The sequence below is a fragment of the Actinotalea caeni genome, assembly GCF_009733795.1.
GTDB classification, from domain to species: domain Bacteria; phylum Actinomycetota; class Actinomycetes; order Actinomycetales; family Beutenbergiaceae; genus Pseudactinotalea; species Pseudactinotalea caeni.
Genome location: NZ_WNXX01000009.1, coordinates 33,778 through 54,219, shown reverse-complemented (window position 1 = coordinate 54,219; position 20,442 = coordinate 33,778). Strand labels below are relative to the sequence as shown.

The window sequence follows — 20,442 nt, the reverse complement described above, 5'->3', positions numbered from 1 at the left end:
ATGGGACTGCGGATCGTCGTCGGTGCCGACAGCGCCGGGTACGACTACAAGACGGCACTGAAGGCCGATCTCGAGGCCTCGGAGCTCGTCGACGAGGTGTACGACGTCGGTGTGGACGCCGACGGCGACACCGACTACCCGCACGTCGCGGTCGCGGCCGCCAAGCGGGTCGCGGACGGCAAGGCCGACCGCGCGCTGCTGGTGTGCGGCACCGGCCTCGGGGTGGCGATCTCGGCGAACAAGGTGCCGGGGGTGCGCGCGGTCACCGCGCACGACTCCTATTCCGTCGAGCGATCGGTGCTGTCCAACAACGCGCAGGTGCTGTGCTTCGGGCAGCGGGTCGTGGGGCTGGAGCTCGCGCGCAGGCTGGCGCGCGAGTGGCTGACCTACACCTTCGACCCGAGCTCGAGCTCGGGCCCGAAGGTCGCCGCGATCGAGGGCTACGACTCCGGCGACCTGTCGGCCGAGGCCGCGGAGCAGCGGTGTGAGTGAACCGGCGGCGCCGATCTGGGTCGGCACCAGCTGGAAGATGACGAAGACGCTGGCGGAGGCGCGCGCCTTCGCCGACGTGCTCGCGGCGACGTCGTGGGACCCGACGGTGCAGCCGTTCGTGATCCCGCCCGCGACCGCGATCGCGGCGGTCGCCGAGCGGCTGGCCGGCAGCCCGGTCCTCGTCGGTGCGCAGGACGCGCACTGGGAGGACGCCGGCGCCTGGACCGGTGAGGTCTCGGTGCCGCAGGTCGCCGACGCCGGTGCCCGGCTGCTGGAGATCGGGCACTCCGAGCGGCGGGCGCACTTCGCCGAGACCGACGAGCGCGTCAACCTCAAGGTGCGCGCCGCGCTGCGGCACGGTGTGCTGCCGCTCGTGTGCGTCGGCGAGGACGCGCGCCAGCGCGAGGCCGGTGAGCAGCTCGCGACCGTCACCGCCCAGGTGCGCGCGGCGCTGCACGGCGTGCCCGACGACGCCGCGGTGCTGCTCGCGTACGAGCCGGTGTGGGCCATCGGGGAGGGCGGTACGCCCGCGACGCCGGACGACGTCGCCCCGGTCGTCGAGGCGATCGCGCACGAGGCCGGGCCGCGCCGGGCGGTGCTCTACGGCGGGTCGGTCTCGCTCGACAACGCGGCCGCGCTCCTCGAGGTGCCCGGCATCGGCGGCCTGTTCGTCGGTCGCGCGGCCTGGCAGGTCGAGGGGTACCTGGCGATCGTCGAGACCGCGGTCGAGTCGGCGCGGCGCCGCTAGCCCTGCCGCCGCTAGCCCTGCCGCCGCAGCACCGCCATCAGCACGCGCAGCGCGAGGACGCAGGCGGCGCACAGCAGCGTGGTGCCGAGCACCCAGAACACCCCGACCCCGCGGCTCGCGCCCGGGCCCGGCCCGATCGCGAACAGCGCGACCGCCATCAGCCCGGCGGTCGCGGCGAGCACGGTCTGCAGACCCTGGTGCCACAGCCGGACCACGAGGTCGCGGTCGCGCCGGTCGCCGAGCAGCCGCACGCCGACCGACAGCCGGCCGTGCTCGGCGGCGTCGGCGAGCCGGTCCACGCGGCGTGGCAGCCGCCGCAGCACCGGCAGCAGCGCGACGACCTCGCGCTCGAGGCCGTCGCGCAGCGCCGCCGGCTCCGTCGCCGCCGCCAGCTGCTCGTGGCCGAGGGCCTGCACCCGCGCGACCATGTCGTGCTCGGGGTCGACGAGCAGCAGCGTGCCCTCGAGCGTGGCGACGGCGCGGAACACCGCGGCCACCGCGGGTGGCACACCGAGCCCGTGGTCGGCGACGAGTCGGAAGAGGGCCGCGAACGCCGCGGCGGCCGCGCCGGGACCGCCCGAGGAGAACCGCAGCAGGACGGTGCCGACCGCCTGCTCGAGCGCGCGCTCGTCGACCTCCTCCGGACGGTCGACGAGGTCGAGCAGCGCGTCGGTCGCGGCCTGGGAGCTGCCGGTGCCGATGGCGCCGAACAGCCTCACGAGGTTCTCCCGGGTGGCGTCGCCGAGCCGGCCGACCGACCCGAGGTCCAGCAGCGCGACCGTGCCGTCGTCGTCGACGAGCACGTTGCCCGGGTGCAGGTCGACGTGGAACACCCCGGTTCGCAGCACCTGGCCCATGACGACCCCGAGCAGGGTGTCGGCGATCTCGCGGCGCCGCTGGGGACCCAACGCCGCCAGCAGGTCCGCCGCGGCACCGAGGGGCCGCCCGGGCATCCGCTCCATGACGAGCAACCGCGCCGTCGACAGCTGCGGGTAGGTACGCGGCACGCGCACGCCCGGGGTCGCGGCGAGCTCGGAGGCGACGAGCGCGGTGCTGCGCAGCTCGACACCGAAGTCGAGCTCCTCGCGCAGCGCGTCGGCGAACCCGTCGGCGAGCGCGCGGATCCCGATCCGCTCGCCCCAGGACGTCCGCTCGGCGAGCGTGCTGGCCAGCCGCGCGACGATGTCGAGGTCGCGCTCGACCGTCTCCGCGATCCCCGGTCGTTGCACCTTGAGGACCACCTCGGTGCCGTCGCGCAGCGTGGCGGCGTGCACCTGGGCGATCGAGGCCGACCCCATCGGTCGCTCGGCCAGCGCGACCAGCTCCGCCTCGGGCGGGCGTCCCCACTCGCGCGTGAGGACGTCGCGCACCTCCGCGAACGGGATCGGTGCGGCGGCGTCCTGCAGCCTGCTGAGCTCGTCGACGACCTCGGGCGGCAGCAGGTCGCGCCGCGTCGACAGCTGCTGCCCGAGCTTGACGAAGGCGACGCCGCCCTCCTCGAGCGCGAGCCGCAGCGACCGCGCGAGCTCGCGCCGCTCGGCCGAGGAGGACGCGCGCGGCTCACGGCCGCGCAGGAACCGGGTGAGCCCGCGCCCGGCGAGGATCCGCAGGATCTGGGCGTAGCGGCGGCTCCGCGCGAGCCGGGCGCGGCCGTTGCGCCACAGCTCCAGCGGTCCCGGCAACGAGCCGTCCGGCACCAGGATCTCGGCGACGACGAGCAGCAGCATCGCCAGCACCACCGCGAACACCATGACGAGCGCGAGGTAGAGCCCGAGCGCGAGGTCGGGCCGACCGTCGTCGGCCGGTGTGCCGATGAGCCCGGCGAGCAGCGGGTTCGCCGCGAAGGAGGCGGCGAGCGCCGCGAGCGCCGCCCGCACGAGGCTGACCGGCACGCCCAGCACGCGTCGCACGACGGCGGCGAACAGCAGGCAGAAGACCACCGAGGAGCCGACGGCCGCGAGCGTCGCGAGGGCGTCCATGCCCGCCAGTGTGTCAGGGCCGCCGACGTCCGTGCCGGCGGGACGGCGGGGATCCGCGCACCGACACGGGTGCGCGGCGTGCTCCGGGGGAGCGGCGACTTTGGCACAGTGGCGGGCGCCGGCACCACCCTTGGGCATCGGAGAAGACGGGCATGAGCACCCAGACCGCACGGACCGCACAGTCCGCACCGGATGCCGTCATCCGCTACGTCGGCCGGGCCGGCGACCGCAACGACGCCGCGGTCGCCGCGACCGCGCAGCTGGCCGACGCGCTGGGCTCCCGGCTGTCGGTGCCCGTGACCACGGTGGCGCAGCCGCGTCCGCCGCTCGGGTCCGGCTGGGAGGCCGAGCTCGACGCGGCGCGCGCGGACCTCCGGGGGCTCGCGGACCGGTTCCGCGAGGCGCTCGCCGCCGGCGCCGGGCCGGTCGCCGCGCTCACCCGCTGCGCCGCGGCGCTGGCGACCCTGCCCGAGGTGGCGCGCGCCCACCCCGGCGTGGTCGTCGTCTGGTTCGACGCCCACGCCGACCTCAACACGCCCACGAGCACCCCCACCGGCTACCTCGGCGGGCTGGCGCTGTCCGGACCGCTCGGGCTGTGGGACTCCGGTCTCGGCGCCGGGGTCGAGCACGCCGTGCTCGTCGGCACCCGTGACATGGACCCCGAGGAGCAGCGCCTCGTCGCCGACGGGGCCGTGGGGCGCGTGCCGGTCGGCGGGTCGATGGCGGAGCAGCTCGCCGACGCCGTCGCAGGCCGGCCGGTGTACGTGCACATCGACTGCGACGTGCTCGAGCCGGGCACGGTGCCCACCGAGTACCAGGTGCCCGACGGGATGACGCTGGCGCAGCTCGAGGCGTGCGCGGCCGCGCTGGTGAGGACCGACGTCGTCGGGCTCGAGGTCGCCGAGCTGCAGGCGAGCGACGGCGACGACGGCTCGGCCCGCCGGCTCGTCACCGCGCTGGAGCCGCTGCTGGCCGTTCTGGAGCGGTGACGCCGCGGCGCGACCCGGGGAGTGCGCCTCGGTCAGGCGGGCGCCTCGCCCGCGTCCAGCTCGCGCACCAGCCGCGCCGGCGCGGTGCGGCGGTAGGAGGCCTCGACCAGCTCGGCCACCTCCGCCCAGTCGACCGCGTCGGGAGCGGTCGCACCGCCGTCGGACAGGTCGGTGCCCAGCCAGCCCGCGCTCCCGAGGTAGGCCGGGACGAAGAAGCGCTCGTCGGCGCGCAGCGCCGCCTCGTCCTCGGGGTCCGGCAGCACGACCAGCGTGTGGTCCGGTCTGTGCTCGCCGCCCTTCGGTCCGTACCGGTAGTTGACGAACGCCTTCGTCGTGCGGAACACCGGCCGGCCGTGGCTGGAGCCCTCGACCGCGCCGGGGAGGGCGAGGCAGATCGTCCGCAACCGCGCCAGGTAGGGGTCGTCGTCGGTCATGCCGAGCAGTCTGCAGACTCGTGCGCGCCCGCGGGCCCGGTCCGGCGGCCCGCACCCCCGGACGGCCGGGAATGGTCGGTGCCGCCGCCGGGTTGAGGCAGGACGTGGCTGACGAGACCCCGGACACCCCCGCGACCCTGCCCCTCGCCGTCCTCGACTTCGTCGGGATCGAGCACGGCGAGACGCCGGTCGACTCGATCGCCGGCGCCGTCGAGGTCGCCCGCGCCGTCGAGGCGGCCGGCTACCGCCGGTACTGGGTGTCGGAGCACCACAACATGACCTCGCTGGCATGCAGCGCACCCGAGATCCTCATCTCGCACCTGCTCACGCTCACCAGCTCGATCCGGGTCGGCGCGGCCGGGATCATGCTGCCGAACCACACCGCGTTCAAGGTCGCCGAGACGTTCCGCACGCTGCTCGCGATCGCGCCGGGCCGGGTCGACCTCGGCCTGGGCCGAGCGCCCGGCACCGACCCGCTGACCGCGCACGTGCTGCGCCGCGGCGTGCAGACCGACCCGGCGGCCGACTTCCCCGGCCAGGTCGCCGAGCTGCTCGGGTTCCTCGGCGACGGCTTCCCCGAGGGCCACCCGTACGCGCGCCTGGTCGCGGCGCCGGTCGTGGCCGACCGGCCCGAGGTGTTCATGCTCGGCTCCAGCGCCTACGGCCCGCAGTTCGCCGCCGTCAACGGCATGCGGGCGGTGTTCGCCCACCACATGAGCCCCGACCTCGCCACGCCGGTGCTGCGCCGCTACCGCGAGCAGTTCCAGCCCGGCGTCGAGCAGCAGCCGTGGTCGGCGATCTCGGTGCTGGCGTTCGCCAGCGACGACCCGGAGCAGGTCACGCGGTTCGAGGCCGCCTGGGCGCTCACGATGCTCAACCTGCGTCGCAACATCCGCGAGCCGATCCGGCCCGAGGAGGTCGACGCGTTCGCCGCGTCGCCGGAGTTCCGCGACGCACCGCGCGACCCCGACCGGATGGCGGTCGGGCCGGCGTCGGAGGTGGTGGCCCGGCTGCGCGAGCTGCAGGAGCAGGCGCAGACCGACGAGGTCGTCGTCGTCACGCCCGGCCTGGACCGGGCCGCCCGCATCGCGAGCTTCGAGGCGATCGCGGCCGCCTGGCCGCGCTGACCCACCGGTGGTCCTCAGCGGGCGACGGCGAGCCCCAGCCACGCGGCGAGCCCCTCGATCTCCTCGTCGACGGCGGCCCTCGCCGCCCTGCTCGGCTCGACGTCCCAGTGGAGGGGGTTGACCCGCAGCGCGCCGGCGTCGTGGTCCACGCTCGCGTCGAGCTTGCCGACGAGATCCTCGCCGACGAGCACCGGCAGCGCGTAGTAGCCCCAGCGGCGCTTCGCGGCCGGCTTGTACATCTCGAGCACGTACTCGAAGCCGAACAGCTCCTCGAGCCGGCGGCGGTCGTGCAGCAGCCGGTCGAACGGGGAGAGCAGCGCGGCCCGCGGCGCGAGCGGCTGCCCGAGCTGCGCGGGGTCGACCCGCCAGGTGCCCTTGACACCCTCGACGACCGCCTCCTCGCCGGCCTCGCCGACGTGCGTCGGCTCCATCGGGTGCCGGGGCGCCTTCGCCCGCGCGATGCCGAGCGCCTGCAGCCGGCGCTCGTCGCGCCGTCGGGCCGCCTCGGCCATCGGCACCGGCGGGACGTCGGGGTAGACGCGCTCGGCGAGGTCCCACAGCCGTTCCTTGCCGATGCGACCGGCGACGGCGACCTGCCCGCGCGCGACGAGCACCTCGAGCATCTGGGTGACGTTGCGGTCGTTGGTCCAGCCCGTCGAGCGCCACGGCACCACGCACGTGTCGGGCAGCGCCCGCGACGGCAGCGGCCCCTCGGCCCGCAACCGGTCCAGGATGTCCTGCGCGCACGCCTCGTTCGCCTCGGCCCAGCGCGCGGCCCCGGTCTGGTAGCCCGCGACGGGCCACGCGGCCATCGCGGCGCGGTACAGCGCGAGGTCCTCGGCGGGCCGCAGCATCGCGTCGAGCTCGATGAGGTCGCGGCGGGCCACGGCCTCTTCGAGGTCGGCGTGCCGATAGCGGCTGCCGAGCCGGCTCCACAGCACGAGGTCGGCGCTGGGCGCGATCGCGCTCGTCGGGTCCAGCTGCAGCAGCGTCGCGCGGCGGACGAAGGCGAGCAGGTCCGGCGGGCGGTCGGCGCCCAGCCACTGCGCCCGCACCGCCACCCGCCGCGCCTGCGCCAGGGTGAGCTCGTGAACCGTCATCGCGACCACGGTAGAGGGCGCCCCCGACACCGCCACCGCGGACCAGCCGCGCTCACCCTCGCAGTCTCACTGCACGTCCTGCCGCTCCTCGGTCTCACGGCACGTCGTGCCACTCTCTGCTGGGCGGCGCGGCCGGGTCGGCACACCTGCGTCGTGTCGTCTCGCCGACATGCCGGCCCCCGGGGCGGCTCGGGCCCGGCCGGGTGCCGGTGCGGCGACTACGGTTGGTGGTCATGGCGCGATCGCTGACGGACCGGGCGCACGCAGCGGTCGAGAGCCTGCAGCACGTGCCGGTGCGCTGGGTCGACCGGCTGTTCGCGGGCTTCGGCACGCTCGCGGCGACGTGGCTGGCGTTCCTGCTCGTCTACCAGCTGCTCACGCAGGGGTGGACGCAGCTGTGGGCCTTCGTGCCGTTCTGGCTGCTCGTGACCTACCTGATCCTGCCGCGCATCCACTCGCTGCTCTCGCGCATCTACCTGCCCGACTACTTCATCGGTCGCACCCGCACCCGCGAGGGCGTGCTCGGCGACCCGGTCAACCTCGCGATCCTCGGCACCGAGGAGCAGATCCACGCCGCGATGCTGCGCGCCGGGTGGCGCCGTGCGGACGAGCTCAACGTGTTCACCGGCTGGCGCACCGTCGTCGCCACGCTGCGGCGCCGCTCCTACGAGGAGGCACCGGTCTCCGCGCTGTACCTGTTCGGCCGCCGGCAGGCGTTCACCTACCAGCAGGAGGTCGAGGGCAACCCGGCGAAGCGGCACCACGTGCGCTTCTGGCCCACGCCCGAGGGGTGGCTGCTGCCGGGCGGCCGGCGCGTCGACTGGCTGGCGGCGGGCACGTTCGACCGCGCCGTGGGGCTGTCGCTGTTCACCGGTCAGCTCACCCACCGCATCGACGCCGAGATCGACACCGAGCGCGACCACATCATCGCCACGCTCGAGCACCCGGCCGCGGGGAACACGGGGATGGCGGTCGAGCGGCTCAAGCACTTCTCGTCCGGCTACCACCACCGCAACGGCGGGGGCGACCGCATCCGCACCGACGGAGACCTGCCGATCGTCGACCTGCGGCACACGCCCGCGCCGTCGGGCGACGTCGCCGCCAAGATCGCCGAGGACGACGCCGAGGCCGCCTACCGGCGCCCGGTCCCGATCACCGTCGCGTTCGGTCTGGCGCTCATGCTCGTGCGCGCGCTCGTCGGTGCGGTCGCCGTGCCGGAGACCGTGCCCGACCACGGCGGCGCGCTGCTGGCGCTCGGCCCGGTCCGGTCGTGGGTCGACGGCGGCCTCGGCCTCGACGCCGTCGTCACCGGCGCCCGGCTGCTGCTCGTCGTCTACCTGCTCGCGTACCTGCTGCTCGCGGCGCTCGTCTACGCGCGGCGGCGGTGGGCCCGCACCGCGGCGCTCGCGCTGGCGACGATCGGCGTGCTCGTGTGGGCGCTGCTGTGGTGGGAGGGCGGCGAGCGCGGCACCTCGATGCTCAGCCTGCTCGGCACCGCGCTGGAGATCCTCGTCATCCTGGCGCTGTCGAGCGACACCGCGCGGATCTACGTCGCGACGAGCCGTCCCGGCGAGGCGGAGCGCGACACCAGCGGCGAGATCACAGGATGAGGCCGATCGCGACCGCGACGAGCACGAGCAGCGCGGCCGCGAGCACCCCGGGCAGCACCGGCTCACGGTGCTGCGAGGCGGACGTCGGCGCCGTCGTCGCGGTGGGCCGGCCCTCGGCCCCCTGCTCGGCGGCATCGGGCTTCGTGGGGGCCTCGGGCTCCTCGGGCGGCGCGGCGGTGGTCGCGGCCGGTGCGACCTCGGCGTCGTCGGTCTCCTCGACGGGCACCTCGGCGACCAGCTCGGGCTGAGCGGGCTCGGGCTCCTCGCGCACGGCCGCGCCGTCGGGCTCGGCAGCCGGTGCGTCGGCGCTCTCGACCGGTTCCCTTCCGGCCGGCTCGGCCTCGGCGGCCGGCTCGGCCTCGGTGCGGGGCCGGGCGAGGATCTGCGGCGCCAGCCGCGGCAGGCTGTGCTCGAGCGCGGCGCCCGCCATCGGCGACAGCTCCAGGCCGTCGACGACGGCACCCGCCAGCTCGGGGAGCGTGCCGTTGCCGGGCTCCGCCACGACGTCGGCGACGACGACCGTCACGTTGTCGCGGGTGCCGTGCTCGAGCGCGGCGTCGACGAGTGCGTCGGCGGCCTCCTCGCGGTCCGCGATCGCCAGCAGCCGCCCGATCTGCTCGGGCGGCAGGTAGTCGGAGAGCCCGTCGCTGCACAGCAGCAGCCGGTCGCCCGGTTCGATCGCGAGCGAGATGACGTCGAGGTCCGGGCCGCCGGGGTGGTCGTCGAGCGAGCGCAGCAGCATCGCCCGGTAGGGGTGGGTGCGCGCCTTCTCGGGCGTCAGCTGCCCGGTGTCGACGAGCCGCTGCACGTGCGTGTGGTCGGTGGTGACCTGGTACAGCGAGGAGCCGCGCAACGCGTACACGCGGGAGTCGCCGATGTGCCCGACCGTCACCTGCCCGGCGTGGCTGACGACCGCGAGCAGCGTGGTGCCCATCGACTCCAGCATCGGGTCGGCCTCGGACATCTCCTGCAGCGCGAGCCGGGTGGAGCGGCCGGCGAGGGTGATGCGGGTGGCGACGTCGGCGCCGTCGGGGGTCTCGGCGAGGTGGTCGGCGATCTCGGCGAACACCCGGGTGGCGACCGTCGAGGCGACCTCGCCCGCGGCGTGACCGCCCATGCCGTCCGCGAGCACGAGCAGGTTCGGGCTCGCCAGCGCGGAGTCCTCGTTGTTGGTGCGCACCGTGCCGAGGTCGCTGCGCACCGCGAAACGGAAGCTCACCTCCATCGCCCGCGCCCTTCCGCCGTCGCCCGCCGTCCCGCTGGAACCCTCACGATAGTCTGCCCGGCCGCCGACGATCCACGCGCGTCCAGGCGGCTGCCGTGCCCGCCCCGGACGCTCAGACGAGGTTCCGCTTCTGCAGGTGCCGCAGCGCGAACCAGCCGATCGGCACGCGGATCCAGAACGTCAGCACGCGGAACAGCACGGCGGTCGACGTCGCGGTCGCGGTCGCGACGCCCGCGGTGGTCAGACCCAGCGAGAGCGCACCCTCGACGGCGCCGATGCCGCCCGGTGTCGGCACCGCGGAGCCGATCGCGGTGCCGGTGAGGTAGATGATCGCGAGCGTCGTCAGCGACAGCGACTGCCCGAAGGCCGCGAGCGTGGCCGCGAAGGCGGCCAGGTAGGCGATCGTCATGAGCAGGTTGCCGCCGATGCCCAGCAGCAGCCGCCCGGGCTGGCCGATCACCCAGATCAGCCGCGGCCAGACCTGGCGGACCGTCGGCCGGATCTTGGTGAGCACCCAGCGCCGCAGCTGCGGCACGAGGAACAGCACCGCCACGACGACGATCGACACGCCCAGGATCAGCACGAGCGGCCCCGACGGCAGCTGCGCGAGCGCACCCTGGCTGCCGGTGAGCAGCGCGATCGCGATGAGCAGCAGCACCGTGGTGACGAACTGCGAGACCTGCAGCAGCGCGACCGTGGCGACCGCGAGCGGGGTGGCGACGCCGCGCTTCTGCATGAACCGCAGGTTGAGCGCTGCGGGCCCGACGCCCGCGGGTGCGACCAGTCCGATGACCGACGCCGCCACCTGCACGAGCGTCGTCCGCCACAGCCCGAGCCGTTCCGGCGAGAACGCGATGAGGCCGAGCGCCGAGCCGAGGTAGGTGAGCAGCCCGAGCCCGAACGCCGCGAGCATCCAGGCCGGGTTGGCGTTGGCGGCGTCGGCGAGGATCTCGCGGAAGTTGAGCGTCGTCAGCAGGATCCATCCGGCGACGACGGCGATCGTCACCGTGACGACCGTGCGGGCGCTGACGCGCCGCAGCTGGATCGGCTGGATCTCGGTCTGGCTCTCCGGCAGATAGGTGACGAGCTTGTCGCGCACGTCGCGCAGGGCGGTCCGCGCCCGCTTGGCCTCGGCCTGCGTCTCGGGCGGCAGCGCGACCGTCTGCACGAGCGGTGCCAGCGCCGCGAGCTCCTCGGGGTCGAGGACGCGCGCGGCCGCGTCGCACGCGCGGTCGGCACCGACGCGGACCGCGAACAGCATGAGCATCTGGATCTGGTCGATGCGGCGGGACAGCGTCGAGGAGGCGATGTCGCCCTGCTCCCAGCCGTTGATCAGCACCTCGCCGGCGTGCTCGCCCTCGCCGACGAGCAGCACGGTCTCGGCCGACAGGTTCCGGTGCGACAGCCCGGCGCGGTGCGCCCGCCGCAGCTGATCCCAGGCGCGGTCCATCACCTCGTCGGTGATGTGCTCGACCGTGTAGTCGGAGAGGTTGCGGGCGCCCTCGACGTGCTCGCCCAGCAGCACGATCGACTCGTCGGAGCGGGCGATGCCGCGCAGCCGCGGGCTGCGCACGCCGGCGGCGGCCGCTGCGTAGGTCATGAGGACGGCGCGGTCGGCGGCCTGCCGCAGCGAGACGGCGTTGCGCCGGCCGAAGCCGCGCAGCGTGATCGCCGACCACAGCCACGCCAGCAGACCGATGACCTGCCTGTCGCGGTCGAGCACGACGGCGTCCCAGCGGTTGCCGTCGCGGTCCAGCACCGCGTAGACCCGGTTGAGGCCCTCCCGCTCGATCGCGACCGTCGCCGACTCGGGCATGGTCGCGGCGATGCCGCGGAACGCGGTGTCGCTCATCGGCTCGATCGTCGGCACGACCGGCAGCGTGACCGCCGAGCCGTCGCCCTCGCCGGCCGCGGGCTGCGCCATGGGCGTCGGCTCCTCGGCCCCGCCGGTCGCGACCGGCACGCCGAGCGCGGGGGTGAGGTCGGGGTCGGCCTCGGGTGCCGGGTCGGCGGCGGCGGTGCGTCCGGCACGGTCGTCGCGCGGCATGCCGCCCGCGCCCGGGTCGGCTGCCGGGTCGTCGGTCTCGAGCACCGCGGCCGAGCGGGTCTCGGCGGTCGTGTAGCCGATCGGCACGTCGGTGACGACGGTCTCGACGCGCATGTGCTCGACGTCGGTCGTGTCGCCCATGCGGATGATGCTCACCGGGTCGACGCCGGCTCGTCGTACCGCTGCCACGAGCGCGTCGCCGTGCGCGCGCTCCGACAGCACCCCGACGAGGTAGCGGATGCCGAGCCCGACCGAGCGCCCGATGAGCACCGACACCAGCGCTCCGACGATCGTCGAGGTGCCCGTGAGCACCGCGACCGTGAGCACGATCCAGAGCAGGTTCCACGAGAGCGCGACGATGCGGCTGCGGTCGCGGGTGCCGGTGGCCGTGAGGAGCGCCGAGAGGGCCGCGACCGTCGGCGTGATCGTCAGCACCCACTGGCCGCTGCCGTCGAGGTCGATCTGCCACACCCGCAGCTCGTCGACCAGCGCGGCCGGCGCGTGCTCGAACACCAGCCAGGAGACCAGGAGCGCCAGCGACGCGGCGACGACGGCCGCGACCAGCGCCTCCGCCACCGCGCGGGGGTTGCGCCGGATCAGCCGCTCGGCGATGACGACCACCGGCAGGATCAGGGTCAGCCAGCCCTCGATGACGTTGATCGGCAGCAGCAGGATGTTGGTGAGGACGTCGATGACGCCGCTGAGCGGTGACGCCTCGATGTCGTCGATGACCGCCGTCGTGGTGCGGCTGGCGTAGATGCCGAGCACGAGCACGATCCCGATGCCGGCCAGCGAGGCCAGCATGAGCACGAGGTCGGCGGGGCGTCGCACCCGCCGCAGCGGGATGTCGACCACGCGCACGGCTCGCTCGGCAGCACGCGCCGGAGCGACCGGCGTCACCTCCGAACCGGGCATGCGGTCGATAGTAGGTGCCGAGCGGCCGCGGGTCGCCGAGCGCGGCCCGCCGGGCTCAGCCGGACTCGGCCGGGCGCGGCGCGAGCCGGCGGTCGACGAGACCCGCGAGCGCGAACAGCGTCACCAGCAGCACCGCCACCCCCAGACCGTTGAGCAGCACCTGCGGGTAGCCCAGCGCGGCGGCGTCGACGAACGGGTAGGGGTAGAAGCCGGTGGCCGCTCCCATGGCGAGCGTGTACGCCAGCCACAGCAGCGGCCAGACCAGCGCGAGCGCCGCCGTGCGCAGGTCGACACGTGGGCGGGGCCCGTGCACCAGGAACGTCACGACGGCGAGCAGCGGCACGACGACGTGCAGCAGCGCGTCGGCCACGGCGTCGGCGCCCTCGAGGTCGAGCAGCGGGCGCAGCAGCACGAGGTGAACGAGCCCGGTCACGGTGATCGCGGCAACGGCGTCGAGGCGCAGCACCCGGAAGCCGCGCCCGTCGCGGCCGGGGTCACGCAGCAGCAGCCACGAGACGACCGCGACCAGCACGTTGGACTGGATCGTGAAGTAGCCGACCAGCCGCAGCAGCCGGGTCCCGAGCGGTGGGACCGCCGTCTCGTCGAGAACCGCGCTGCCGGTGATCACGAGCACCGTCTGCAGCACCAGGGCCGCAGCCGCGACGACGAAGGTGACGGCATGCCAGACCCGCGCTGCCCGCATGAGCCACACGGTAGGGCACACGGTGCCGACCGGGTTGTCGATCTCGTGCGCCGTCGTCCGTCATCGGTGTGCACGGGCTCCGCAGGGGCCAGGATGGGACGAGGAGGCACGCATGCCACGCAGCAGCCGCGCACGACCGGAGGCGACATGAGGTACACGGTCTTCCTGGTCGACTACGCCGACAAGCGGTGGGAGGACCTCACCGAGGCCGAGCAGGCCGAGTGGATGGCCCAGCACGAGGCGTTCGACGCCGTCGTCGCCGCGCGCGAGGGCTGCACGATCGTCGCGGGCGAGGCGCTCACGGGCGGCGACAGCGCGACCGTGCTGCGCCCGGTCGGCGGCGACGTCGTGCTCACCGACGGCCCCTACACCGAGGCGACGGAGGCGATCGGCGGGTTCTACGTCATCGAGGCGCCCGACCTGGACGTGCTCACCGACCTGCTGAGGTCGTTGCCGTTCTACGTCATGGAGATCCGCCCGGTGGCGCCGTTCTGAGCGCGGGCGAGACGACGGAGGAGCAGCTGAGCGAGGTCGCGCCCGAGGTACCGGGGGCCGCGGAGGCGGCCGCCGCGGTCGAGCGCGTCTGGCGGGAGGACTGGGGTCGCCTGCTGGCGCTGCTGGTGGCGCGGTTCCGCGACGTCGACCTGGCCGAGGACGGGCTGGCCGACGCCTTCGAGGCCGCCACCCGGACCTGGCCGGCCGACGGCGTGCCGAGCAACCCGGCCGCCTGGCTGCTGACGAGCGCACGGCGTCGCGTGCTCGACCGGCTGCGGAGCGCGGACGTGGCGCGCCGCAAGATGCCGCTGCTGGTGGTCGACCACCTGCGGCACGAGCAGACCGTGCACACCGCGGAGCTGGAGGAGCAGGTGATCGGCGAGGAGGTGGGCGACGACGAGCTGCGGCTGCTGCTGCTCGCCTGCCACCCCGCCCTCGCGCCTGAGTCGCAGGCGGCGCTCGCGCTCCGGCTCGTGCTCGGTGTGCCCACCGCGGAGATCGCCCGGCTGTTCCTCGTGCCCGAGCCGACGATGGCGGCGCGCCTCACGCGCGCCAAGAAGAAGATCGCGACGGCGGGGCTGCCGTTCACGCTGCCCGACGGCGACGCGCTCGCCGCCCGGGTCGACGTCGCCACCCAGGCGATCTACCTGAGCTTCACGGCGGGTTACGCCCCCGGCTTCGGCGACGCCGTGGTGCGCGCCGATCTCGCGGGAGAGGCCATCCGGCTGGCGCGGCTGCTCGCCGGGCTGCTGCAGCGGCGCGGAGCGGCGGCGCCGTCGGTGCGCGCGCTGCTCGCGCTGATGCTGCTGCAGCACTCGCGCCGCGACGCTCGCGTCGACGCCGCCGGCGACCTCGTGCTGCTCGCCGACCAGGACCGCAGCCGCTGGCGCACCGACGAGATCGAGGAGGGCGTCGCGCTGCTGGCCTCGCTGCCGAGCGGGCTGGCCGGCCGCGCCGAGGAGCTGCGGCTGCAGGCCGTCATCGCGGCCCGGCACGCGACCTCGCCGCACCCGGACGCGACCGACTGGGGAGCGATCGCCGGCGACTACGCCCGCCTGGAGCGGATCACCGGTTCGCCCGTGGTGCGGCTGAACCGGGCGGTCGCGGTCGCCGAGGCGGACGGCCCGCACGCCGGGCTGGCGCTGCTCGAGCGTCTGGACGAGCTGCTGCCCGCCTCGCACCGGCTGCCCGCCGTCCGAGGCGAGCTGCTGGCGCGCGCGGGCGACGTCGAGGCCGCACGGGCCGCGTTCGCGCTCGCGATCGAGCGGTGCCGCCACGAGGCCGAGCTCGCGCACCTGCGCCGCCGGCTCGCCTCCCTGTGAGGCGAGCGACGCCGTCGGGCGCTACTCGGAGACGAGGTCGGGCGTGAGGTGCGGCATCCAGTCGACGGCGCGCGCGGTGACGCCGCCGTGCTCGGGCTGGTCCTCGAACAGGCTGATCGCGGTGTTGTGCTTGGTGACCCAGCCGGTCATCCCGTCGATGCCCAGCAGCGCGCGGAACAGGTGCTGGAAGAACGCGCCGTGGGTGAGGAGCGCGACGACGTCGTCGTCGCCGTGCTGCTCCCGCAGCCCGGCGACGAGCGCGCGGGCACGGGCGTCGCTGCCCTCGCCCTCGTAGGGCTTGGTGTACCAGCCGTCCGGGCCGGCGCCGGGAGGCAGCACCAGCCGCGTGCTCGCCGCCATGAGCTGCTCGGCGGCGGCGCCCGGGTGCGGCGTGCGCACGCCCTCGTCGTCCTCGATGAAGACCCCGCCGATCTCGTGGGCCTCCATGTGCCCGAGCAGCGGCAGGTCGAGCACGTCCGCGAGCGGCGTCGCCGTCTGCACCGCACGGGTCATGAGGCTCGTGTGGACGTGCGTGATCCGCCACGGCAGCACACCGTCCGCGACGGCCTCGGCGAGCCGCTTCGCCTGCGTGTGCCCGAGCTCGGTGAGCTCGGGGTCGTGGTGCCGGCCGGCCGAGGTGCCGGTCTGGGCCCAGAGGAGGTTGTTGGCGGACTGGGCATGACGGATCACCACGAAGCGCACCCGCCCATCCTGCCCGCCCCCACCGACGCCCCACCACACGCCCTTCAACCCACCTCTGCCCCTGACACGGTTTCAACCCACTTCTGCCCCCAGAGCCGGTTTCAACCCACTTTCGCCCCAGACGGTTCCTCGGCCGCCGGGTCCCGCGAACGATCAGAACTTGCTCAGCCGATCGATGGGAGTCCTCGCCAATCGGCAGGCTCGACCTGCTCTCGCGTGAGTCGAGGCAGGCCATGGGGCAGGAGTGGGTTGAAACCCGTTCTGGGGGCAGAAGTGGGTTGAAACCGGTTCTGGGGGCAGAAGTGGGTTGAAACCAGGTGTCAGGCGAGGCCGAGGGCGCGGAGCCAGGCGTCGGGGAGGTAGGCGTAGCCGACGAACGCGACGACGTCGAGCAGGGTGTGCGCGACGACGAGCGGCATCACCCGGCGGCGACCCCAGCGGGAGAGGTAGAAGCACGTGAACACCACGCCCATCGCCACGTTCGCGACGAACGGCCCCCAGCCCTGGTACAGGTGGTACGAGCCGCGGATCAGCGACGACGTCGCGACGACGGCGGCAACGCGCCACCGCAGCTCCTGCAGCCGCTCGACGAGGTACCCGACGACGATCACCTCCTCGATCAGGCCGTTCTTCAGGGCCGCGAGGACGAGGACGGGCACGGTCCACCAGTAGGAGTCCAGGCCGGAGGCCTGCACCTGGACCGTGACGCCCAGCGCGCGGCCCAGCAGGTACAGCCCGAGGCCCGGGACGCCGATGAGCGCGCCCAGCCCCAGCCCCCACAGCGCGTCCGTGCCCGGGCGGGTGCCGTCGAGCCCGATGCGGCGCACCGCGCTGCGCCCGCCCTCGGACAGCAGGTACAGCGCGAGCGCGACCGGCACGAGCGCGAACCCCAGCGAGAGCAGCTGGTAGGTGAGGTCGAGCAGCGGCCGGTCCGCCTGTGGCGGGTTGAGGGTCGCAGTCTGGTCCCCGAGCGGGCCTCGGGTCAGCCGGTCGAGGATGGTGACGACGGCGTACACACCCGACCGGCCCAGCGACAGACCCATGACGATCCAGATCTCGGCCGTGAGCCGACGGCGGCGCGCCGGGGTCGGGTCGAGGTCGGGCGCCGCGGCCGCTGTCGTCATGCGCACGTCATAGCACAGGCGGCTGGGACGGCTCCGGGGACGCCAGGGCGGTGACGAGCGCCAGCGTCGCCGTGCGGGAGGCGTCGGTCGCCGTCGGGCCGAGCGCAGCCATGCTCGCCAGCAGCGCCGCGATCTCCGCCGTCGTGAGCTCGACCCGGTGCACGCCCGGGCGGGTCGCCACCCGGACACCGCCGCCCGGCCCCGGTCGCGAGGTCAGCGGCACCCCGACCTCGCGCAGCCGCGCGAGGTCGCGCTCGACGGTCCGCGTCGTCACGCCCAGCTCGGTCGCCGGCTGGGCCGTCGTGCGCCGCGAGCGCACGAGCAGCTCGACCAGGCGCTGCTGCCGCTCGACGCGCCGCAGCGTCAGGTGCGGGTCCCGGGAGGCCGCCGACGACGCCGACATGCCCCGATCGTGGCACGCACGCCGCCCGCCGGGACCTCCTCGAGACCCCGACACCGGCCGGTCGGGGTCGGTGCCTAGCGTCGTCGGCATGAGCGACATCCAGACCTTCTTCGACCGCTACGCCCGCGCGCTCAGCGAGATCGACCACGACGCCCTCGCCGAGCTCTACGACTACCCCGCGCTCGCGGTGACCCGGCAGGCGAGCCTCGCCGTCGTCGATCCCGACCAGACCCGCCGGTTCTTCGCCGCCAACGGCCGCCGCTACAAGGACGGGGCGTCGACGCGGTGCGCATCGTCGACCCGCGGCCCGGCTACGACGAGCGCGGCCTCTGGGTGGGCCTCGCGGTGCTGGAGAACCTCGACGCGGCCGGCGCGGTGGTCGGCGTCGAGCACAACGCGTACGTGCTCGTCGACCGCGGCGCCGGCTGGCGCATCGCGGTCACCTCGCCGCTCGACGCCGGCTGAGCGGCCCGGTCAGGGTGGCGGGACGTCGCACCAGAAGCAGCGCACGACGGCGAGCCGGGCCGGGTCGTAACCCTCCCACTTGGCGGCGGGCAGCTCGTCGGGAGCCACCTCCCGGAAGCCGTGCCGCACGAAGAAGCGCGCGGCGTCGTCGGACACCGTGACGGCGAAGACCGCGCGCAGCCCGATCGCGCCGGCACGGCGCACCAGCCCCTCGAGCAGCAGCCCGCCGGCCCCGGCGCCGGAGAACTCCGAGACCGTGATGAGACCGGACACCTCGCCGACGCCCTCGCCCGCGTAGCGGTCGGTCTCGAGACCGACGACGCCCGCGAGGTGGCCCGTGCGGACGACGCGCGCGCCCAGCCCGCCGACCGCCATGCGCGCGATCTCCGACCGGGTGCGCGGCTTCAGCACGCCGTCGCGCACACCCTGCTCGACGAGCGCCTCGACGGCTGGCAGGTCGTCGACGCGCAGCTCGGCGAGCGTGAGGTAGCCGCCGAGCGTGAGCAGGGTGCCGGCGCCGTCGAAGGTGAACAGCTCGAGCTCGAGGTCCTCGGCGCGGCAGATGTTGACGCTGTATGCGCCGCCGCGCAGCGCGGCCTCGGCCGCGGGCAGCAGGTTGCCGACGCCGCGGCCGGCCAGCTCGGCGAGCAGCTCGCTGCGGTGCAGCTCGAGGTCGGCGAAGCTGCGCGGCGGGTCGCCCCAGCCGCCGCCGGGGTCGGTGAGCACGACCTTGGACGCGCGCAGCCCGGCCGCGAGGAAGCCCGCGGTCTCGGCGACGCCGTCCGGCTCCGCGACCGCGACCACCCGATGCTCGTCGGCGACCGTGCGCCACAGCCGCGCCATGCCCTCCTCCTCCCACACGGTGGGGGAGTGGACGACGGCGACCGGCAGCGGCAGCGCGGCGTCGAGCCGCTCGGCGTCCTCGGCGGTGTCGACGACCAGCACGAACCGGGTGTTGCCCGGCTGGAAGCCGGCCACCGTGCGCGCGACGACGTCGAGACCCGCGTCCGTCAGCGTCGGCAGCGACACGACGATCGTGACGTCGCGGAACTCCTCGACGAAGAACGCGCGCTCCTGGGCGGGGATGCCGTCGTCGACGGCGACGACGCGCGGCGGCGCCGGCCGGGGTCGCCGAGGGGCCGGGCTGGTGCGGACGTCGCCTGCTTCCATCAGGGATCAAGTGTGGCGCAACGGCGTGGGCCCGGTGCGCCTCAGTCGTGCGCGTCCGGTCGACGGCGCAGCTCGCCGCCCTCGTCGAGGTGCAACGACACGTCGGTCACCCCGGCGGGTCCGTAGGCCAGGTCGACGACCAGGCGGAGCCGGAGCACGTGGGTGGGCGGCACGCGCACGAGCCGCCGGTGGCCGATCGTGGTGCCGGAGGCGAGCGGCCGCCAGACGCCGTCGCCGTGGTCGGCCTGCGCGCGCCAGGCCGCGACGTGCTGACCTTCGGTGATGTCCTCGGCGAGCCCGAGCAGGTCCGCCCGGACCGGCGTGGCGGGGGTGAGGACGAGGCCGCCGTCGTCGTCGGTCGTCGCCGTGGCGTCGGCGAGGAGGTCGGTGCCGAGCACGGCACGCCGGTGCGCGGCGGCGTCGCGCAGGGCGGCGACGTCGGCGTCGTCGAGCAGGCCGTCGCGGGTCGGCGGCACGTTGAGCAGCAGCTTCGAGCCGCGGCCGACCGAGGTCAGGTAGAGCTCGAACAGGTCGGCGGCGTCGCGCGGCTGCTCGTCCGGGTGCCAGAACCAGCCGGGTCGGATCGAGACGTCGGTCTCGGCGGGCCGCCAGACCGAGCCGTCCGGGTCGCCGTGCCGCAGCGCGTCGAGCGTCCAGGGGTCGTGCCGCCCCGGGGTGGGCACGCTGGTCGGGTCGATCGTCGACCAGGTCGTCGTGTCGGCGACGCCGTCCTCGTTGCCCACCCAGCGCACGTCCGGCCCGGCGTCGGAGAAGATCACGGCGTCGGGCTGCAGCGCCCGCACGGTGGTGAAGACCCGCTCCCAGTCGTAGGCCTGCCGGCCGCGCTCGGTCTCGCCGACGGCGCCGTCGAACCACACCTGTGCGATCGGTCCGTACCCCGTGAGCAGCTCGGTGAGCTGGGCGAGCCAGAGGTCGTCGTAGGCGCGGCCGCTGCCGTAGGCCGGCGCGTTGCGGTCCCACGGCGAGCAGTAGACGCCGAACCGCACGCCCTCGGTCGCGCACGCCTGCGCGGCCTCCCGCACGACGTCGCCGGCACCGTCGCGCCAGGGGCTCGCGGCGACCGAGTGCCGGGTGGTCGCCGTCGGCCACAGGCAGAACCCGTCGTGGTGCTTGGCGGTGAGCACGAGCGTGCCGAACCCGGCCTCGCGCGCCACCCGCGCCCACTGGCGGGCGTCGAGCCCGGCGGGGTCGAAGAGTGCCGGGTCCTCGGTGCCGTCGCCCCACTCGCGGTCGGTGAACGTGTTGATCCCGAGGTGGACGAACATCGCCAGCTCCTCGCGGTGCCACGCGAGCTGTGCGGCGCTCGGCCGCGCCGCCGGGGCGAGCCGGGGCGCGACGGCGAGGGGCGCCGTCGGGCGCTGCGGCCGCACG

General features: G+C 75.0%; 19 protein-coding genes. 8 read left to right on the top strand and 11 right to left on the bottom strand.

Annotated features, from left to right (window positions below; all coding sequences use genetic code 11):
• A complete protein-coding gene (locus tag GPA02_RS09650; RefSeq protein ID WP_156199717.1) occupies positions 1-492 on the top strand; it encodes a ribose-5-phosphate isomerase in 492 nt (163 codons plus the stop codon).
• Positions 485-1,240: a triose-phosphate isomerase gene (locus GPA02_RS09645; RefSeq protein WP_156199716.1), complete on the top strand. Its 756-nt coding sequence runs from the start codon at positions 485-487 to the stop codon at positions 1,238-1,240. Before GPA02_RS09650 ends, GPA02_RS09645 begins: the two co-directional genes overlap by 8 nt.
• A gap of 11 nt (positions 1,241-1,251) precedes the next feature.
• Here the strand turns inward: GPA02_RS09645 and GPA02_RS09640 are convergent, their stop codons facing one another.
• Positions 1,252-3,219 carry an ABC1 kinase family protein gene (locus GPA02_RS09640; RefSeq protein WP_156199715.1) on the bottom strand — a complete coding sequence of 656 codons (1,968 nt, stop codon included), beginning with the start codon at positions 3,217-3,219 and terminating at the stop codon, positions 1,252-1,254.
• 152 nt (positions 3,220-3,371) lie between these two features.
• Between GPA02_RS09640 and GPA02_RS09635 the strand changes: the two genes are divergently transcribed.
• A complete protein-coding gene (locus GPA02_RS09635; RefSeq protein WP_156199714.1) occupies positions 3,372-4,208 on the top strand; it encodes an arginase family protein in 837 nt (278 codons plus the stop codon).
• A gap of 32 nt (positions 4,209-4,240) precedes the next feature.
• Here the strand turns inward: GPA02_RS09635 and GPA02_RS09630 are convergent, their stop codons facing one another.
• Positions 4,241-4,642: an MmcQ/YjbR family DNA-binding protein gene (locus GPA02_RS09630; RefSeq protein WP_156199713.1), complete on the bottom strand. Its 402-nt coding sequence runs from the start codon at positions 4,640-4,642 to the stop codon at positions 4,241-4,243.
• A 104-nt stretch (positions 4,643-4,746) separates the two neighbouring features.
• Between GPA02_RS09630 and GPA02_RS09625 the strand changes: the two genes are divergently transcribed.
• A complete protein-coding gene (locus tag GPA02_RS09625; RefSeq protein ID WP_204986560.1) occupies positions 4,747-5,769 on the top strand; it encodes an LLM class flavin-dependent oxidoreductase in 1,023 nt (340 codons plus the stop codon).
• A 14-nt stretch (positions 5,770-5,783) separates the two neighbouring features.
• On the opposite strand, the gene GPA02_RS09620 is transcribed toward GPA02_RS09625, so the two are convergent.
• A complete protein-coding gene (locus GPA02_RS09620; RefSeq protein WP_156199711.1) occupies positions 5,784-6,869 on the bottom strand; it encodes a DNA glycosylase AlkZ-like family protein in 1,086 nt (361 codons plus the stop codon).
• Positions 6,870-7,102: 233 nt separating this feature from the next.
• Between GPA02_RS09620 and GPA02_RS19010 the strand changes: the two genes are divergently transcribed.
• Positions 7,103-8,479 (top strand): LssY C-terminal domain-containing protein, encoded by a 1,377-nt coding sequence (locus GPA02_RS19010; RefSeq protein WP_156199710.1) that lies wholly within the window; start codon positions 7,103-7,105, stop codon positions 8,477-8,479.
• Here GPA02_RS19010 and GPA02_RS09610 read toward each other — a convergent pair.
• The 3 genes from GPA02_RS09610 to GPA02_RS09600 form a co-directional block, all read right to left on the bottom strand.
• Positions 8,469-9,698 (bottom strand): PP2C family protein-serine/threonine phosphatase, encoded by a 1,230-nt coding sequence (locus GPA02_RS09610; RefSeq protein ID WP_162457740.1) that lies wholly within the window; start codon positions 9,696-9,698, stop codon positions 8,469-8,471. The two genes, GPA02_RS19010 and GPA02_RS09610, sit on opposite strands and share 11 nt — an antisense overlap.
• A 118-nt stretch (positions 9,699-9,816) precedes the next feature.
• Positions 9,817-12,666: a lysylphosphatidylglycerol synthase transmembrane domain-containing protein gene (locus tag GPA02_RS09605; protein ID WP_156199708.1), complete on the bottom strand. Its 2,850-nt coding sequence runs from the start codon at positions 12,664-12,666 to the stop codon at positions 9,817-9,819.
• 55 nt (positions 12,667-12,721) lie between these two features.
• Positions 12,722-13,369 (bottom strand): Pr6Pr family membrane protein, encoded by a 648-nt coding sequence (locus tag GPA02_RS09600; RefSeq protein WP_156199707.1) that lies wholly within the window; start codon positions 13,367-13,369, stop codon positions 12,722-12,724.
• Positions 13,370-13,516: 147 nt separating this feature from the next.
• On the opposite strand from GPA02_RS09600, the gene GPA02_RS09595 reads away from it, so the two are divergent.
• On the top strand, positions 13,517-13,864 hold the full coding sequence (locus GPA02_RS09595) for a YciI family protein (protein WP_162457739.1): 348 nt from the start codon (positions 13,517-13,519) through the stop codon (positions 13,862-13,864).
• A complete protein-coding gene (locus tag GPA02_RS09590; RefSeq protein WP_338027520.1) occupies positions 13,861-15,186 on the top strand; it encodes an RNA polymerase sigma factor in 1,326 nt (441 codons plus the stop codon). The genes GPA02_RS09595 and GPA02_RS09590 overlap by 4 nt, the downstream gene beginning before the upstream one ends.
• Before the next feature lie 21 nt (positions 15,187-15,207).
• Here GPA02_RS09590 and GPA02_RS09585 read toward each other — a convergent pair whose 3' ends face one another.
• The 3 genes from GPA02_RS09585 to GPA02_RS09575 form a co-directional block, all read right to left on the bottom strand.
• Entirely contained in the window at positions 15,208-15,888 is a 681-nt protein-coding gene (locus GPA02_RS09585; protein WP_156199705.1) for a histidine phosphatase family protein, read from the bottom strand.
• A gap of 320 nt (positions 15,889-16,208) precedes the next feature.
• Entirely contained in the window at positions 16,209-17,012 is an 804-nt protein-coding gene (locus GPA02_RS09580; protein WP_156199704.1) for a CPBP family intramembrane glutamic endopeptidase, read from the bottom strand.
• 7 nt (positions 17,013-17,019) lie between these two features.
• Positions 17,020-17,415 carry a helix-turn-helix transcriptional regulator gene (locus tag GPA02_RS09575; protein WP_156199703.1) on the bottom strand — a complete coding sequence of 132 codons (396 nt, stop codon included), beginning with the start codon at positions 17,413-17,415 and terminating at the stop codon, positions 17,020-17,022.
• 285 nt (positions 17,416-17,700) lie between these two features.
• Here GPA02_RS09575 and GPA02_RS19115 point away from each other — a divergent pair, with 285 nt between their 5' ends.
• Positions 17,701-17,880: a hypothetical protein gene (locus GPA02_RS19115; RefSeq protein WP_204986559.1), complete on the top strand. Its 180-nt coding sequence runs from the start codon at positions 17,701-17,703 to the stop codon at positions 17,878-17,880.
• A 9-nt stretch (positions 17,881-17,889) separates the two neighbouring features.
• Here the strand turns inward: GPA02_RS19115 and GPA02_RS09565 are convergent, their stop codons facing one another.
• Together GPA02_RS09565 and GPA02_RS09560 are read right to left on the bottom strand one after the other, a co-directional pair.
• Positions 17,890-19,050 carry a GNAT family N-acetyltransferase gene (locus tag GPA02_RS09565; protein WP_156199702.1) on the bottom strand — a complete coding sequence of 387 codons (1,161 nt, stop codon included), beginning with the start codon at positions 19,048-19,050 and terminating at the stop codon, positions 17,890-17,892.
• Positions 19,051-19,091: 41 nt separating this feature from the next.
• Positions 19,092-20,441, bottom strand: a complete 1,350-nt coding sequence (locus tag GPA02_RS09560) for an alpha-L-fucosidase (protein ID WP_204986558.1) — start codon at positions 20,439-20,441, stop codon at positions 19,092-19,094.
• Position 20,442 lies beyond the last annotated feature (1 nt).

Coding starts and splice junctions, on each gene's coding strand:
- GPA02_RS09650 (WP_156199717.1), top strand. CDS start 1: ATGGGACTGCGGATCGTCGTCGGTGCCGACAGCGCCGGGTACGACTAC.
- GPA02_RS09640 (WP_156199715.1), bottom strand. CDS start 3,219: ATGGACGCCCTCGCGACGCTCGCGGCCGTCGGCTCCTCGGTGGTCTTC.
- GPA02_RS09635 (WP_156199714.1), top strand. CDS start 3,372: ATGAGCACCCAGACCGCACGGACCGCACAGTCCGCACCGGATGCCGTC.
- GPA02_RS09630 (WP_156199713.1), bottom strand. CDS start 4,642: ATGACCGACGACGACCCCTACCTGGCGCGGTTGCGGACGATCTGCCTC.
- GPA02_RS09620 (WP_156199711.1), bottom strand. CDS start 6,869: ATGACGGTTCACGAGCTCACCCTGGCGCAGGCGCGGCGGGTGGCGGTG.
- GPA02_RS19010 (WP_156199710.1), top strand. CDS start 7,103: ATGGCGCGATCGCTGACGGACCGGGCGCACGCAGCGGTCGAGAGCCTG.
- GPA02_RS09605 (WP_156199708.1), bottom strand. CDS start 12,666: ATGCCCGGTTCGGAGGTGACGCCGGTCGCTCCGGCGCGTGCTGCCGAG.
- GPA02_RS09600 (WP_156199707.1), bottom strand. CDS start 13,369: ATGCGGGCAGCGCGGGTCTGGCATGCCGTCACCTTCGTCGTCGCGGCT.
- GPA02_RS09595 (WP_162457739.1), top strand. CDS start 13,517: ATGAGGTACACGGTCTTCCTGGTCGACTACGCCGACAAGCGGTGGGAG.
- GPA02_RS09580 (WP_156199704.1), bottom strand. CDS start 17,012: ATGACGACAGCGGCCGCGGCGCCCGACCTCGACCCGACCCCGGCGCGC.
- GPA02_RS09575 (WP_156199703.1), bottom strand. CDS start 17,415: ATGTCGGCGTCGTCGGCGGCCTCCCGGGACCCGCACCTGACGCTGCGG.
- GPA02_RS09565 (WP_156199702.1), bottom strand. CDS start 19,050: ATGGAAGCAGGCGACGTCCGCACCAGCCCGGCCCCTCGGCGACCCCGG.